The sequence below is a fragment of the Limnobacter sp. CACIAM 66H1 genome (assembly GCF_001601825.1).
In the GTDB taxonomy this organism is placed as follows: Bacteria; Pseudomonadota; Gammaproteobacteria; order Burkholderiales; family Burkholderiaceae_B; genus Limnobacter.
In genome coordinates, this window is sequence record NZ_LUJK01000012.1 from 50,249 (window position 1) to 65,762 (window position 15,514).

At 53.3% G+C, this 15,514-nt stretch carries 12 protein-coding genes; 11 read left to right on the forward strand and 1 reads right to left on the reverse strand.

Annotated elements, in window-relative coordinates:
* Positions 1-130: 130 nt before the first annotated feature.
* From A0129_RS05540 to A0129_RS05570, 7 genes are all read left to right on the forward strand, one after another.
* Positions 131-364, forward strand: coding sequence for a hypothetical protein (locus A0129_RS05540; protein WP_291713142.1), 234 nt, complete (start codon positions 131-133; stop codon positions 362-364).
* Positions 348-1,127, forward strand: a complete 780-nt coding sequence (locus A0129_RS05545) for a hypothetical protein (RefSeq protein ID WP_105028544.1) — start codon at positions 348-350, stop codon at positions 1,125-1,127. The genes A0129_RS05540 and A0129_RS05545 overlap by 17 nt, the downstream gene beginning before the upstream one ends.
* A 111-nt stretch (positions 1,128-1,238) precedes the next feature.
* Positions 1,239-3,674, forward strand: coding sequence for an ATP-binding protein (locus tag A0129_RS05550; RefSeq protein ID WP_291713145.1), 2,436 nt, complete (start codon positions 1,239-1,241; stop codon positions 3,672-3,674).
* A gap of 10 nt (positions 3,675-3,684) precedes the next feature.
* The gene (locus tag A0129_RS05555; protein WP_291713147.1) at positions 3,685-5,433 is read left to right on the forward strand and encodes a CHASE domain-containing protein; all 1,749 of its coding nucleotides are present in this window, start codon (positions 3,685-3,687) and stop codon (positions 5,431-5,433) included.
* Between the two features lie 168 nt (positions 5,434-5,601).
* The gene (locus tag A0129_RS05560; protein WP_291713149.1) at positions 5,602-5,826 is read left to right on the forward strand and encodes a hypothetical protein; all 225 of its coding nucleotides are present in this window, start codon (positions 5,602-5,604) and stop codon (positions 5,824-5,826) included.
* Between the two features lie 191 nt (positions 5,827-6,017).
* The gene (locus tag A0129_RS05565) at positions 6,018-7,436 is read left to right on the forward strand and encodes a UDP-glucose/GDP-mannose dehydrogenase family protein (protein ID WP_291713151.1); all 1,419 of its coding nucleotides are present in this window, start codon (positions 6,018-6,020) and stop codon (positions 7,434-7,436) included.
* 70 nt (positions 7,437-7,506) lie between these two features.
* Positions 7,507-8,631 carry a beta-ketoacyl-ACP synthase III gene (locus A0129_RS05570; protein WP_291713152.1) on the forward strand — a complete coding sequence of 375 codons (1,125 nt, stop codon included), beginning with the start codon at positions 7,507-7,509 and terminating at the stop codon, positions 8,629-8,631.
* Positions 8,632-9,130: 499 nt separating this feature from the next.
* On the opposite strand, the gene A0129_RS05575 is transcribed toward A0129_RS05570, so the two are convergent.
* Positions 9,131-9,904 (reverse strand): glutathione S-transferase N-terminal domain-containing protein, encoded by a 774-nt coding sequence (locus tag A0129_RS05575; protein WP_105028539.1) that lies wholly within the window; start codon positions 9,902-9,904, stop codon positions 9,131-9,133.
* A gap of 138 nt (positions 9,905-10,042) precedes the next feature.
* Between A0129_RS05575 and aroQ the strand changes: the two genes are divergently transcribed.
* The 4 genes from aroQ to A0129_RS05595 all read left to right on the forward strand — a co-directional run bounded on the left by aroQ (position 10,043) and on the right by A0129_RS05595 (position 15,452).
* Positions 10,043-10,474 (forward strand): type II 3-dehydroquinate dehydratase, encoded by a 432-nt coding sequence (gene aroQ, locus A0129_RS05580; protein ID WP_291713154.1) that lies wholly within the window; start codon positions 10,043-10,045, stop codon positions 10,472-10,474.
* A 111-nt stretch (positions 10,475-10,585) separates the two neighbouring features.
* Positions 10,586-11,998 carry an efflux transporter outer membrane subunit gene (locus A0129_RS05585; RefSeq protein WP_291713156.1) on the forward strand — a complete coding sequence of 471 codons (1,413 nt, stop codon included), beginning with the start codon at positions 10,586-10,588 and terminating at the stop codon, positions 11,996-11,998.
* Positions 11,995-13,182, forward strand: coding sequence for an efflux RND transporter periplasmic adaptor subunit (locus A0129_RS05590; protein WP_291713159.1), 1,188 nt, complete (start codon positions 11,995-11,997; stop codon positions 13,180-13,182). Before A0129_RS05585 ends, A0129_RS05590 begins: the two co-directional genes overlap by 4 nt.
* On the forward strand, positions 13,179-15,452 hold the full coding sequence (locus A0129_RS05595; RefSeq protein WP_291713161.1) for an efflux RND transporter permease subunit: 2,274 nt from the start codon (positions 13,179-13,181) through the stop codon (positions 15,450-15,452). The genes A0129_RS05590 and A0129_RS05595 overlap by 4 nt, the downstream gene beginning before the upstream one ends.
* Positions 15,453-15,514: the final 62 nt, after the last annotated feature.

Here is a 15,514-nt window from a genome sequence, read left to right on the forward strand (position 1 = left end):
GAGTGTTCAAAGTGTATGCGATATGCCCCCAACTTGAATTTGACACCATGCTCTAAACGGGAAAGAAAAACTGTCGAATTCGAATTTTCAACATATCATTCATCAAAACTTAATAAAACTGGAGACTTGCATGCCCAAACTGGACCCCGCATTGATCGACGCACTGGGTGAGCCCATGCCCGAGCTGGAGCAGCTCAGTACCGCCAGTCAAAAGAAACTGGCCGCCGACCTGGCCGCTGCACACCAAGCCCACGACGCATTCTTGAAGCAAAGCATGGACAACGCGCTGGAGCACATTCCCCGCCTGCTGCGTAGCACTGTTAAAAAAAATTCTGGGACTGTAAATCATGGACAGAAACACTGAACTACGCCGTTTGGCACAAGCACTGCACAAATCTGCCGATGAACTGGCCTACCTGGACAAACTGGATGCTTTGGCTTTACAAAAATTGCGAACCAATTTCCAGAACAGCCTGCTGAACAAGTTCGGTCCGGTATTCGAGCGGATTGCAGGCGCAGGCAAACTGGCACCCGACTCCATCAGTGCCACACTGTGTACCAAGGTGTTTGGCCCTGCCATCACTGCGAATATGTCGTACTTCACGCCCATGAGCAAGGCGATCAGCCTGTGCAAACTGTTTGATGCCGACTTCATGGCTGAAGTGGCACGCGAGCAGATTCCTGAGCGGGCAGTGGATATGCTCTCGGATCTGCCGGTTGAGCAATTGAAGAAAGTTGCTGCCAAACTGGTCGAGCATGGTGACTTTCATGTACTGGGCGGTTTTACGGATTACATTCCTGAGAAGAAAGCCATCGAGATCATGGAAGTGATCAAAGACCCGGCTGCCAACCTGCACATTTCGTTTTATGCACAACGCAAGGACCGCATTGCCAAGCTGGCCAACATGCTGAACGACGAAAAATTGATTGAACTGATTGCCGCTGCGTTTTCAGATGAAAACCTGTTGGTTGAAGTCGGTTTGATTACCGCCGAAATGGACGACAAAGCACAAGTTCGAATGGCCAAGCTCACCGACAAGGTGAACAAAGCCTATCGCAACCTGGCCAGGACCAAAGCAGATGAACTGGGTTATGCGGATCGAATGAAGGCCTATTTCGCGGCCTGAGACCCAAGATCTATAACAATTGTAAACGAGGCGATTAAACCACTGTAATCAGCAGATGATCGACTGATTGGCAAGACTACTCTGAGCGCAAAGTAATGAGCCTTGCCCACCATGTCCTCAAACAAAACATTTGCCAACTGTAGCAACAAGCAATCCTCACTTGGCTTGTTGCCTTGGCTAATTGGTGTGGCTCTCAGCGCTTGCGTGTTGAGTCTGGTGCTGTTCAATTCCATCCAACAGCAAAGTGAGGCTCAACGCGTCAAAGCAGAGGTGCGCTATACCCTGGACCACCACGCCAACAAACTCGACAAGATTGTGGGCAAGGCCAGTGCCAACTTGCACTCCATTGAGGTATTTGTACGGCAAACTCCAGAGCTGAACCAGACCAGTTTCGAGCGCTTCTCCACGCTACTTTCGGTCGAAAACCCCGCCATTCGTAGTCTGCAATACGCACCTGACGGAATACTCACATTCCTGACCAACCCCGCATTGAACCAGAGTGCGATTGGGTTGAATCTTTACAAAGCCCCCATGACTGCCCCTTATCTCGAAGAGGCAGCCTTGACCGGCAAAACCATCATGGAAGGGCCGCGTGAACTCGTTCAGGGCGGCAATGCCCTGATTCTTCGATACCCGGTTTATCGCCAACGCAACGCCGGCAGCAATCGCGACTTGATGGGCTTTGCTGCCGTATTGATCGATTTTGAGTACGTGAAGCAAACGGTGATCGAGCCCCTGGAACAGCAAGGGCTGATTGTACGTATTCAGCAAAAAAGCCCCATGCATGCTGATTGGGTGCCTATCCATGGCAATCCTGGTCTGCGGTTAATCGATCCCATTTCATCGACCGTTTTTTTTCCGTATGGCGAATGGGCCATTGAAGTTGTGCCCAAGCAAGGATGGAGCCCCGCTGTCGGCATTCATCCTTTTCTTGTGCTGCTTGCGGCGATTACCATGGCCGTCGTCATCTGGATGTCCGTCCATGAATACCGGTCACGCAAAGCGATGCACGCAGCCTACGAATTGGCAAAATCGGCCAACGAACTGAAAGACAAACTGATTGCCAACGTGTCGCATGAAATCCGGACACCGCTGACATCGATCAACAGCATTGCAATGATGCTGGATACCCCAGCCTATTCCACCGAGGTGCAGGATTTGGGCAAGGCAATCAAACAATCCAGCGAAGCAGTCAATGTGATTGTCAATGATCTTCTGGATCTTTCCAAAATTCGACAGGGATACTTTCGACTCAATCACAGCAGTTTCCAGCTCGCGACCCTGGTCGACAACACCGCAAACATGCTGCAACAGCAATGGCTTCAAAAACCTGGAGTGGAACCTATTCTTCTGGAGCCATCGCCCAGCCGAACTCACTATCTGGGTGACCGAGGCCGAATTGAACAGGTGATCCAGAATCTGATTTCCAACGCATTCAAGTTCACGATGTTCGGAAGCGTGAAAGTAAGAATTTATGTAGTCACCGAGAGCCGAGAACGCGACCAACTCATTGTCGAAGTCTCTGACACGGGCGTGGGTATTCCCCAAAACGACATTGAGCGGATTTTCGATGCGTTCTACCAGGTGGACTCCTCACTTCAGAAGCGCTACAACGGCGCCGGGCTTGGCCTCGCTATCTGCCGGCAAATCATCGAGGTAATGGGAGGAACGATACAGGTTCAAAGCAAACCCAATCTGGGCACTCAATTTGAATTTCGCGTACCGCTCGAACATGGCGAACAACAGCAGGATCAACGGGATTCTCAGAGCAGTCCAGGCAACCGGATATTGCTACATGTCGGGGACATGGCCTTGGAACCTCATCTTGCGACTTGCCTGGAGCCTGATTGGCAGGTCCGCTTTCTTCAACGTAACAGCAACAGCGACAAGATTTTGCCGAGACACGACAATGCCCGTGTATTGCTGGACATACCTGAACCGCTAAGTACGGACAAATTGGACTGGCTGGACCAGTTTCTGGACACGCAACAGCATTTGACCCAACACATGGTGTGGCTTGGCAAGGATTTGCCTGCAGTTGCGGAAAAGCACCACATTCGTCTGCTCATGAAACCTCTGACACGGCAACGCTTAAGCCGTGCCTATGAACAGGACCACAGGGAACGACTTTCTTCAGTTGAATCAGCAGGCCTTGACCCCATGCACTTGCTGCTGGCTGAAGACAATTCACTGAATGCCAAGGTATTCAAAAAGTTACTGGAGAATCGGGGCATTTCGGTGACCTGTGTCAGTAACGGGGCGGATGCCCTGGCCCTGCTCACCCGTGGAAGTGCCAGGTTTGATGCCGTGCTCATGGATCTGCAGATGCCCGTCATGGACGGCCTGGAGGCAACCCGACTAATCCGCCGACACCCGGAGCTGCAAGGGCTGCCAGTGTATGCGGTCTCTGGCCATGTCAGCAACAGCATGAAAGAGGAATGTCTACACATTGGTTTCACGAACTTCATCACCAAGCCATTTGATCCAGACGTGTTGATCGACGACATTCGCGCCCGACTCCAACAACAATCAGATTCACCAGATTGAGATACGCGTGATGAAACAATTATCCGGAAACTGGATGTATGCAGCTGTGCTGTGTTTGCTTGGCACGGGCCTGAGCCTCGCGATCGGAATCACACTGCAAAACAAGGCCATCGAACACCAGCGCCTTGCATTTGAACACCTGCTGGACAGGCGCACCGACGAACTCCAGCAAACCGTGGATGAGTACAAGTTGAGCCTTTTGAATACAGCGACTTTCATCTCGGCATTTGGTTTGCAAGAACTGACTCCATCGCGATTTCGCGACTATGTTGCAGGCCTGAATTTGGGAGAGAATTTTCCGGGCGCACTTGGTCTGGGTTTTGCGCGAAAGGTCCCCTTGAAAGAGGAGTCCAGATTTCTTCAGGAAATGAACGCACTAGGACTGAAAGATTTTCAAATCCGGTTGATCAGTCCCTCTTCACAGGACCGCTTCGTGATGCAGTACATCGAACCCGCCAAGGAAAATGACTCTGCGCAGGGTCTCGATTTGGGCTCCGAAAAAATTCGTCGCGAGAACTGCCTGAGCTCCTTTTCAAGAGCAGGATTGGCTGTCTCAAAACCCATCACCATGATTCAGAACGCCGATGTCGGACGCATGGGATTCACGATGCTGATGCCAGTGTTCGACAAACCAGTACCCTCCGGTGATCTAGGTATTCGCTATGAGGAATTGCTGGGTTGGGTGTCTTTTCCAGTTTCAATTGATCGCTTTCTGAAACCCTGGATCGCTCAGGAGCCGGGATTGCAGGTGAGGATTTTCATTCTTGAAGAGGCCAACAAGCCAATCCTTTTCTTTGACAATGTTGAACCCAAAAATGTCACCCTGTTTCCGCACCTGGCGACAACACGCGACGTACAACTTGGCAACCGCAGTTGGCGACTGGAGTATTGGCCTAGCGAACCGAGCAGTGGGAGTGAGTACAACCCGATTTATCTGGCCTGGATGATATTTGGTATTGCATTGAGCGTTTTTGCCGCATTCAGGCTGAAAAAAGCGATGGACACCCGCGATTCACTCAATTTGCATGAACAGATGGTCAACAACGCCTCAGAGGCGCTCATTGCCGAAGATTCACAGGGAAGGATTCAGCTTTGGAACCGGGCTGCAGAAGAGCTGTTCGGACTGGACCGGGCTAGCGTTCTCAATGATCAAGAGCACAACCTGACAGTGCCCGAAGAACTTCAATCCTCCGAAAAACGACTTCATCAACGTGCAGCTCAGGGAGAGTCGTTAAAAAACATCCAGACAGTACGAACGAATGACTCGGCCCAACGGATTCACCTGCGGATGAATTTGTCCCCGGTCTACGGCCACGACAGGAAATTGATCGGGTACACCAAATCATACCGAGATGAGACCGAGGCCCGCATGCTCTGGAAAGACATGCATTCATTGGAAGAACTGATTGCCCACGCCCCCGATGGAGTCATTACCCTCGATGAATCGCGCAGGATAAAACTGGCCAACCCGGCGGCCCTGTTGTTGTTACAAGGAGCGAACCTTAAATCCACGCTCAACGGACAAAAAATGACTGACCTGCTGGCACCTGAAGTGTTGACCGAGTTTGAACAGGAAGTGCTGAACCCCCTGTACCGAAACAGAAAGGTGGAAGTATTGTTCAACTGGCCAGTGCCTGGGCACATGGAGCAAACCCCCTTGCTTTTCAGGGGATTCGTGTTGAACTATCCGGATCTGGGTGAATCAGTTTGGACTCTTCGCTTTGAAAAAAGAAACAGGTCGTACACAATTGACAACTAATTTTATTCATTTAAATCAATATTATACGATTATAGAAAGATAACTCTAACTTCACATATTGATTTTTAGTGCACAACTGTACACAATATAAACCATGCAAACACAACACAGTTTGCAGGGTTAAAGCGAAAGCCCTGATTTCGCATCCAAAGTAAAAGGGATACCAAAATGAAAAACTTTATCGACTCCGTAGTTCGCACACCTGGCATGTTGTTTATGGCGATGTTGACCACTGGCTTCACAATCAACGCTGGTGTTCAGTACCTCAACGGCACCAACCTTGAGGGCCCGAATTTGTTGGCTGCTGGTTGCTTGGTGGTTGGTCAGGTTGCCTTGGCCGTGGTTCACCAGTTGCGCCGCTGCGCTCAGGACAACAAACTGACTTTGCAATAATGAGTTTGGTGATGACGCGGCAAGGGTTTTTGCTTGAAAGCACAGCAAACAACCCTGCCGCCCTCGCCACAATCTAGATCCCCTGACAATTCCCCTCCCCGCGCTGTCACAATCCAGTCTTAAATCTGTCAAACGCAGGCAACACTGCCGCAACACACTGCTCGCATTGATCACTCATCAAAGCAAAGCACATGCGCGTCTCTATCATTGGCAGTGGATATGTTGGTTTGGTTACAGCCGCCTGTTTGGCTGAAGTGGGCAACAAAATTTTGTGTTGCGACATCGACGCCGCCAAGATCACTCAGCTTCAGAATGGGCAAAGCCCGATTTACGAACCTGGTCTGGATGAATTGCTCGAACGCAACATTCGCGAGCAACGCCTGGATTTCACCACCCGAATTGAAGACGCGGTAAACCACGCCGAACTGATTTTTATTTGCGTGGGCACGCCGCCTCGGGAGGATGGCAGCGCTGATTTGCGCCATGTGGTTAAAGTAGCCCAGCAAATTGCCACACACATGAACGGCTTTAAGGTCATCATCAACAAATCGACTGTGCCTGTGGGTACCGGCGAGCGAGTGGCCGATGAAGTGCGCCGCATGCTGGTGCAACGCAATGCCCTGCATGCCTTCACAGTGGTATCGAACCCTGAATTTTTGAAAGAAGGTGCAGCGATTGACGATTTTCTGCGCCCGGACCGCATCGTGCTGGGCACCGACAACACACCTGCAGGTCAGCGCGCCCTGCGAATGATGAAGTCGCTGTACGCCCCATTTCAGCGCCACCATGAGCGACTGATGTGCATGGATGTTCGCTCTGCTGAATTGACCAAATACGCCGCCAACGCCATGCTGGCTACCCGCATCAGCTTCATGAACGAGCTGGCCAACCTTGCTGAAAAAATCGGTGCTGACATTGAACAGGTGCGCGCGGGCATTGGCTCGGATCCCCGCATTGGTTTTTCCTTTTTGTACGCAGGTTGTGGTTACGGTGGGTCCTGCTTCCCCAAGGATGTCCGCGCACTGATCCAGACAGGCGAGGAAGCGGGCGAGAACCTGTCCATTTTGCGGGCTGTCCACCACAGCAACCAGCGTCAAAAACGTGTGCTGGTTGAGAAAATCATTCAGCGCTTCGGCGAAGACCTCAGCGACATGACCTTTGCCATGTGGGGGCTGGCCTTCAAGCCGGAAACCGATGACATGCGTGAGGCCAGCAGCCGCACCATTGCCGCGGAACTGGTACTTCGGGGTGCCAAAGTTCAGGCCTTTGACCCGGTGGCCAACGAAACTGCGCGCCGCGCCATGGAAGAAGACTTGGCCGCATTCCGGCAAGACGGCCCCTTACTGGGCGAATTCGAAATTGCTAAAACCCAAGAAGAAACCTTGTTCAATGCAGATGCCTTGATTGTGTGTACCGAATGGCGCATGTTCAAAAGCCCAGACTTCTTGATGTTGAGCCGCACACTGCGCCAAAAGGCCGTGTTCGACGGCCGAAACCTGTATGACCCGGCACTGCTGGCGGATTATGGCTTGATTTACGAAGGAATTGGCCGCAGGGCCGAACCGGCGGATCAGGGTATGTCCGTGGAACAAATGCGCTTGGCGTCTTAAAATTTGGCGTCTTTGCCTTTATCATTGCGCAAGAGATAGAACACACCATCATCCACCCAGGACGAGCGCAATGATCAAGGTAGCCATCAGCGGCACGGGACTTTTCGTGCCCAGCCAAACCATCACCAACGATGAATTGGTGGAGTCATTCAATGCCTACGTGGCGAAGTTCAACGAAGAGCATGCGGCTGAAATTGCCAGCGGAGAACTTCAGCCACTTCAGCCTTCCAACTCGGCCTTCATTGAGAGCGCATCCGGGATCAAGCAACGCTATGTGATGGAGAAGGAAGGCATTCTGAACCCGGATCGCCTGCACCCTTATTTCAAGGAACGACCAAATTCTGAACTGTCGATGATGGCAGAAATTGCCGTGGACGCTGGCCGCAAAGCGATGGACGACGCAGGGCTTACCGCCGCTGACATTGACGCCGTGATTTGTTCAGCTTCGAACATGCAACGCGCCTACCCGGCCATGGCCATTGAAATCCAGGAAGCCTTGGGCATCGAAGGTTTCGGCTACGACATGAATGTGGCCTGTTCTTCTGCCACTTTCGGGATTGAGCAGGCGGTGAACGCAGTGCGCAGCGGCACAGCCCGTGCGGTGTTGATGGTGAACCCTGAAATTACCTCGGGCCACCAGGCTTGGCTGGATCGCGACTGTCACTTTATCTTTGGTGATGTGTGCACCGCTGTAATCGTGCAGCGCCTTGAGGATGCCAAACCGGGCAGTTGGGAAGTACTGGGCACCAAATTGGCCACCAAATTCTCGAACAACATTCGCAACAACTTTGGTTTTCTGAACCGCTCGGAAGACGCTAATCCGAATGCGCGTGACAAGCTGTTCATTCAGGAAGGCCGCAAAGTGTTCAAGGAAGTCTGCCCCATGGCTGCCGAGCACATGAGCACCCATTTGCAAAGTCTGGGTTTGAGTTCGGCCACTGATGTGCGCCGCTATTGGCTGCACCAGGCCAACCTGGCCATGAACCAGTTGATTGCCAAAAAACTGCTGGGCAGCAGTGAATTCACGGCCGACAAAGCACCTGTCATTCTCGATGAATTCGCCAATACCGCCTCGGCGGGTTCTGTGATCGCGTTTCACCGCCACAAAGATGACTTGGGCAGCGGCGATGTGGGCGTGATCTGCTCCTTCGGCGCGGGTTATTCAATTGGCAGCGTGGTGGTTCGGAAGACCTGAACGCTGCATGCCCTGGCCCATGCGCGGCCAAGCTTCGGTGTGGGTGCCCACATCACCTTGCCTAAGCAAGGCTTCAGATCCGGCTTGATGCCTCTGGCTTGGGGCATGCGAAACGCGTAAGCGTCTTCGCATCGACTCCTTTCGGAGTCGCCCCGCGCTGCGAGGCCGCCGGGAAGCCTTGCAAAGCCGGCAAGGCGGTGAAGCACCCAAACCTTGCTTTACGCCACGCTTGTGCGCCGCGCTGCAAGTCACCTGCCTATTTGCGAAGCTAGCTCAGGTTGCAATGCCCTCGCTGCGCCGATCAAGAAAACCTGCCCGTTTGAATTCACCCGCCACGGTCGGCCGAGGGCCGACACCGAGACTCGGCCCGCCCTTTTGCCGAGCGAGGTGAGTCAGGGTGAATATCAAAAAGGGAAAATCAGGTTTTCTGGCGAGAGAGGGTATGCACCTGAGATAGCGTAGCGACTGCAAGCAGACTCTCGCCAGCGCAACAAACTGTTCAAGCGCCGTATGTCTTGTCCAGATACCGCAAAATGTCGTTGGACTCGTACATCGCCACACCCGTATTCGGATCGATCAGATAAGGTACCTGCACCTTGCCAGTATTCTCCGACAACCAAGCCCGGTTGCGCGTGGTGCCTTGTGGCGCCTTAAACAGCTTGTCGCGGAAAACCGGCGGGCCCATGTCCGTCATGGCGCCCTTGGGCGTGTTCTTCAGCAGATATGGAATTTCCAGTTCGCACAAACGCGCGCGTACAGGCTTGGAGTATGGGCTACTCTCAAAGCTGTAAAGCACCAAGGGTTCAGCAGGTGCTTTTGATGGTCGGGCTTTCATGCCCTGAAACCCGCCGATCCGGTACTGGAAGGTGCTGGCCAAAGCCGAAGTCCCCACCGCCACTTTGCGTCCAAAGCCCTGCTGGCTTTTCAATTTGCTCTCGTAGGTTTTGGCCAGGTAATCGATGATGTCGGCTGATTCATTCATGACCACGCCGGTGTTGTCATCCACCAGCATTGGAAACTTGGTGCCGGGCAACAATTGGCGAGCCTCGTCGCGAAAACGCTTGCCACCTGCGGGGCAAGGCAAAATCATCACATCCAGGTCCATTTCGCAAAGCGCTTCCCGCACCAACCGGCAAAACGGACTGATTTCGATGTCGTACAGTTTCAATGGCTTTTCGGGCGTTTTTCGGGCTCGGGCAGTGATGCCGGTGCCGCGCCAGCCGCGTGCTGTGCCTGCCAGTAAGTTGAAAATTGCGTCGATGTTGGTGTTCATGGCTTGCCTCTGTCCTGTAATTATTCGAAATTGTCGTTATTTTGTGCGCGAACGTGTCCGCAGTGTAGACGAATCCCCCTAGCCCGCCGCATTGCTTGTTACTATTTTTTTCAAACACACCCGCACCGGAGAAGAAACTTGAAAAAACTGCTGCTGATCAACGGTCCCAACCTGAACCTGTTGGGCACGCGCGAGCCCGGCATCTATGGACACATGACCCTGGCTGACATTGAAAAAGCCTTGAAGAACATTGCCTTCACCGATGGTTTCGAGTTGATGACCTTTCAAAGCAACCATGAGGGTGCATTGATTGACCGTATTCACAAGGCAAAAACCGAAGATGTCTCAGGCATTGTGATCAACCCGGCCGGTTATACCCACACCAGCGTCGCGCTGCGCGACGCACTGGCCGGCGTGGCCATTCCGTTTATTGAAGTGCACCTGTCCAACATCTACAAACGCGAGAGCTTTCGACACAACAGCTATTTTTCAGACTTGGCTGAAGGTGTCATTTGCGGGCTGGGCTGGCAAGGGTATGTGTACGCCTTGCGGCAACTGGCCTCGAAATAAGGAAAGCGGGGGCATGGTGATTTTCGGTTCAATTTTGTAAAGATCAGTTAACAGCTGAACAAACAGCCCAAGACTGTGGTCTGATGGGCACTAAACAAGAAAAACGACACCATGAAGCACCACCTCAAACCCCTGCTGCCCCTTGCCTTGGCTCTGTCGCTGGGGGCCTGCGCCACTGTTGAGTCCAGAAAACCAGAAATTGACAACCGGTTTGAAAATGCAACGTTCAAACCCTTGGTCAGCCCGGATGCAGTGCAGGCCCCAGCTGACTGGTGGAAGGGTTTTGCAAGCGAACAACTCAACACACTGATGCAGCAGGCACAGGCCGACAACCTGAGCCTTGAGGCCACTGAAGCGCGGTTGCGTGCAGCTCAAGCCAGCCTGGACGGAGCACAAGCCAGTTTTTTCCCTTCGCTCACATTGAATGCAGGCCGACAGGAAAACACTGTGAAAGGCACCAGCATACAAGGGCAGGCGACCAACAATCGCGGGTTGTTTACCTCGGCCTCTTTTGTAGCAAGCTATGAAATTGATCTGTGGTCGCGGGTTCGCAACTCGGCCAAAGCCTCTGAATTGCAACTTCAGGCCACGCGCTATGAACTGGATGCCGCCCGCATCAGCATCGCCGGCCAGTTGGCCTCCACTTGGGCTCAATGGGTGGCTGCCGATCAGACTGTGCGGCTGTTCGAAACAGAGCTGGGGAGTTTTCAGACCAATTTAAAATTGGTTGAATTGCGATTCCGTCAGGGCGGTGCGGTGGCCTCTGACGTGTTCCAACAAAGACAACTGGTTGAATCGGCCCAAGGTAACCTGGCTCAAGCCCTGTCCAATCGCGATGTCTTGCTCAACAGCCTGGCGCTGTTGGTAGGCCAACCCCCCAACAAAATCAGCCTGAATCGTGAGAGCCTACCCGCTCTCCCCCCTTTGCCTGCAACAGGTTTTCCTGCTGAATTATTGAATCGACGCCCCGATGTGCAACAGGCTTGGTCGCAGGTGCTGGCCACCGACCGCAGTGTGGCTGCCGCCATCGCCAACCGCTTCCCGCAACTCAGCTTGCGGGCAAGTTTTAGCGATCAAACCCCGAACTCCGATTCGCTGTTTGACAACTGGGTGCGCAATTTGAGCGTCAATCTGGTCGCACCACTGTTCGACGGGGGCGCACGCTCCGCGGAAGTTGAACGCCAACGCGCATTGCTTGACCAAGCCGTGGCGCAATACCAGGACGCTGCAATCAATGCACTGGCCGATGTAGACAATGCACTGATTCAGGAAACCCGGCAACGCGAGGCCGTGGACAGTTTTCAGAGGCAACTCGAACTGGCTGAACTCAGTTTGAAGCGGCTGTTCGCAGGCTATCGCAACGGCACGGTCGACTACCTGGCAATTCTGGATGCACAACAAAGCACCAGCCAGTTAAGGCGCAACCTGGTGAACGCACAACAACAACTGGTGGGCTTTCGGATTGCCCTTTACAGGGCGCTGTCCGGCAGCATTCCCCAATCTACAGCAGCAGAGCAGTCATGAGCGATCAATCTTTTTTCAAGCGCAAGTGGGTACAAATTGGCCTGGCCGTTGGGGTCGTTGCCATAGGTGTTGTTGGGTCTGAATTGCTGGTGGCCACGGCACCCACTGCCAGCCGCAAACCGCCGGAAAAAGTTGCACGGTTGGTAACCACCGAAGCCGTAAAAGCCGGAGACTACACAGTCAGCTTGCTGGGCTATGGCGTGGTTGAACCCGAACAACAAATTACTTTGCAGGCACGGGTGAGCGGCACTGTTCAAAGCATTGGTCCGAAGTTTGTACCGGGTGCATCCTTCAAAAAGGGCGATGTGTTGGTACAGCTGGACAACACCGACTACCGAATTGAATTACAAACAGCGCAAGCCGCACTTGCACAGGCACAATCCACGCTCACCTCCGAGCTGGGTAACCAGGTTGTGGCGCAATCCGACTTCGAATTACTGGGTTTGAATGTGGATGAACGTGAACGTGCGCTGATTTTGCGCAAACCACAACTGGAAGCTGCCAAGGCCACTGTGCAGTCTGCGCAGGCCGGTGTTGAGCGCGCCAAGGTGAACCTGGAGCGTACCATTTTGCGGGCACCTTTCGACGGTGTGGTGGTGAGTCGTGAAGCAAGTGTGGGCGCGCAAGTCAGCGCCTCCACCGCACTTGGCGTGTTGGCCAGCAGCGAGGCCTACTGGATCAGTGTGGCCGTGCCGCAAGCTGATTTGAAATGGATCAAGTTCCCTGAAGACAAACAGGCGGGCTCAACCGTGTGCGTTAGCGATGCAAGCAGCCGAGAGGACGGTTGCCACAAGGGTACGGTGCTGAACCTGCAAACCAGCGTGCAAGACAACGGACGGCAAGCGCAAGTATTGGTCGAAGTGCCCCGCAGTCAAAACAAGAGCAACGACAAGAACCTGCAGCCACTGTTGCTGGCCCAGTATGTGAAAGTTCGCTTTGATGGTATTGAACTGAAAAATGTGTTCAAACTTGCGCCCTCCTCCGTGCATGACAACACCGTGTGGGTCAACGATGGCGGTGAACTTGATATTCGGTCCGTCAATATCGCCTTCCGTTCCGCCGAGTATGTGTTGATTGATCGTGGCTTGAACAATGGCGAGAATATTGTGACTTCCAACCTGGGGTCACCGGTGAACCGCATGGCCATTCGGACGAACGAGACACCTGCGGCGGTCAAACCATGAATGCTGCAAGCCGACGCCGGGTAGACCGCTCAGGCCCACTGGCCTGGATGACCAAGAATACCGTGGCCGCCAACATCCTGATGTGGGTGTGCCTGATCGGAGGTGTGTTCGGATTCATGAACATGACCAAAGAAGTGTTCCCCGAATTCGAGCTGGATTTGGTCACGGTGTCTGTGGCCTACCCGGGCGCAAGTCCCGAAGATGTTGAACAAGGCATAGTGTTGGCCATTGAGGAAGCGATTTCTGCCATTGAGGGAATTGTGGAAGTCAATTCCACAGCCAATGAGGGCGTGGCCAGCGTGGTCATTGAAATTGATGAATCGGAAGATGCGCAGGCTGTTTACGACAGGATCAAGCAAGAGGTCGATCGAATCACCACCTTCCCCGGTGATGCCGAAGTACCGAATGTGTCGCTGACTGCGCGTAAACGTGGGGTGGTTACACTGGTGGTGCACGGCGATACCGATGAATTGTCCCTGCGCAATCTGGCTGAAGAAGTACGCGACGGCTTGCTGCAAAACCCTGGTATCACACAAGTTGATTTGACTGAAACACGCGAACAGGAAATTCACGTTGAAGTACCAGAATCACGACTGAACGCCTATGGGCTCACGCTGCAAGGTATTGCTGACAATATTCGGGCCAATGTGATTGAAGTATCCGGCGGAAGTATTTCAACCCAAAGCGGTGAAATATTGCTGCGTGTTTCTGAGCGGCGTGATTTCGCCAATGAATTTGCGGCGCTGCCGATTGTCTCGCCCGTCAGCGGCACTCCCTTGAAGCTGGGTGACATTGCCACAGTGCGCGATGGTTTTCAGGACATCGACAAATACGCCACATTCAACGGCAAGCCATCGATAGAAATTTCGGTATCGCGCATTGGAGATCAAACCCCGATTGGAATTTCCGAGGCCACGCAGGAGGCGCTGGAGCGCATTCGCCCCTTGATGCCTGAAGGCATCGAAATTTCGGTGGTCAGTGATCGTTCTGACACCTACAAACAGCGACAGGAATTGCTGGCCAAGAACGCGGTGATGGGCTTGATACTCGTGATGGTGCTGCTGACCATTTTCCTGGACTGGAAGCTGGCCTTCTGGATCAGCTTGGGCATTCCAATTGCCTTTCTGGGCGCCATGTTGTTCCTGCCGCTGTTCGGGGTCACTTTCAACATGATTTCCATGTTCGCTTTCATCATTGCACTGGGTATCGTGGTGGACGATGCAATTGTTGCCGGCGAGAACATTTATGAATACCGACAACAAGGCATGAGCATGCTGGATGCATCCATTCAGGGTGCGCGCGATGTGGCCGTGCCGGTGACTTTCAGCATTCTGACCAATATCGCAGCATTCGCACCGTTGCTGTTTGTACCGGGCTTTCTCGGGAAAATTTGGGGTGTCATTCCACTGGTGGTGTGTACGGTGTTTGTGGTGTCGCTGATGGAGGCAATTTTCATCTTGCCAGCCCACTTGGCGCACAGCAAAGAAAGCAAGGGAAAATTCCACAACTGGCAACAAAAGTTCTCCAAGGGATTCAGCCAGTTTATTGAACGCCGCTACACCCCGATCGTCCAGAAATGTGTGGAATACCGATACCTGTCCATGGGCGTTGGCATTGCCTTGATGGTGCTGGTGATCAGTTGGCCGGTCAGTGGCCGAATGGGCTTCGAACTGTTTCCACAAGTGGAAGCGGATCAGTCTGAAGTGCGGGCGCAATTGCCGCTGGGCAGCACCAATGAACAAGTGAACCTGGTGCGCGATCGAATTGTCGCCAGCGCTTTGAAAACCGTGGAGGCCACGGGTGGCGAACAACAGAGCACCGGCATTTATGCCAGTGTGAATGAAAACAACATCACCGTTCGAACTTACCTCACGCCGCCGGGCGTACGCCCAGTGCCCACTGCAGAATTCACCGACCAATGGCGTCTCGACGTTGGCAATATTCCCGGTGTCGAAACCATTCGCTTCGCAGCCGATTCGGGTGGCCCCGGCAGTGGCCCTGCTTTCACGGTGCAATTAAGCCACCGCAATGTAGACACCCTGCGCCAGGCCAGCGAAGCACTGGCGCGTGAACTGGCCAACTACCCCATGGTGTCCGAAATTGATGATGGATTTCAGAATGGCAAGGAACAGTTCAGCTTTACTTTGAAAGAGGAAGCGCGCCGCTTGGGACTGAGTTCAAACGACATTGGTCGACAGGTTCGCGCTGCTTTTTTGGGGCTGAAGCCCTGCGCCAACAACGTGGCCGCAACGAAGTCAAGGTGCTGGTGATGCGCCCTGAAACAGAACGTTCAGCTCAAACCGATGTGCGAGACCTCTTGATTCGCACACCA

Excerpts from the sequence above, each read along its gene's own strand:
- A0129_RS05540 (WP_291713142.1), top strand. The coding sequence starts at position 131 with ATGCCCAAACTGGACCCCGCATTGATCGACGCACTGGGTGAGCCCATG.
- A0129_RS05545 (WP_105028544.1), top strand. The coding sequence starts at position 348 with ATGGACAGAAACACTGAACTACGCCGTTTGGCACAAGCACTGCACAAA.
- A0129_RS05550 (WP_291713145.1), top strand. The coding sequence starts at position 1,239 with ATGTCCTCAAACAAAACATTTGCCAACTGTAGCAACAAGCAATCCTCA.
- A0129_RS05555 (WP_291713147.1), top strand. The coding sequence starts at position 3,685 with ATGAAACAATTATCCGGAAACTGGATGTATGCAGCTGTGCTGTGTTTG.
- A0129_RS05560 (WP_291713149.1), top strand. The coding sequence starts at position 5,602 with ATGAAAAACTTTATCGACTCCGTAGTTCGCACACCTGGCATGTTGTTT.
- A0129_RS05565 (WP_291713151.1), top strand. The coding sequence starts at position 6,018 with ATGCGCGTCTCTATCATTGGCAGTGGATATGTTGGTTTGGTTACAGCC.
- A0129_RS05570 (WP_291713152.1), top strand. The coding sequence starts at position 7,507 with ATGATCAAGGTAGCCATCAGCGGCACGGGACTTTTCGTGCCCAGCCAA.
- A0129_RS05575 (WP_105028539.1), bottom strand. The coding sequence starts at position 9,904 with ATGAACACCAACATCGACGCAATTTTCAACTTACTGGCAGGCACAGCA.
- A0129_RS05585 (WP_291713156.1), top strand. The coding sequence starts at position 10,586 with ATGAAGCACCACCTCAAACCCCTGCTGCCCCTTGCCTTGGCTCTGTCG.
- A0129_RS05590 (WP_291713159.1), top strand. The coding sequence starts at position 11,995 with ATGAGCGATCAATCTTTTTTCAAGCGCAAGTGGGTACAAATTGGCCTG.
- A0129_RS05595 (WP_291713161.1), top strand. The coding sequence starts at position 13,179 with ATGAATGCTGCAAGCCGACGCCGGGTAGACCGCTCAGGCCCACTGGCC.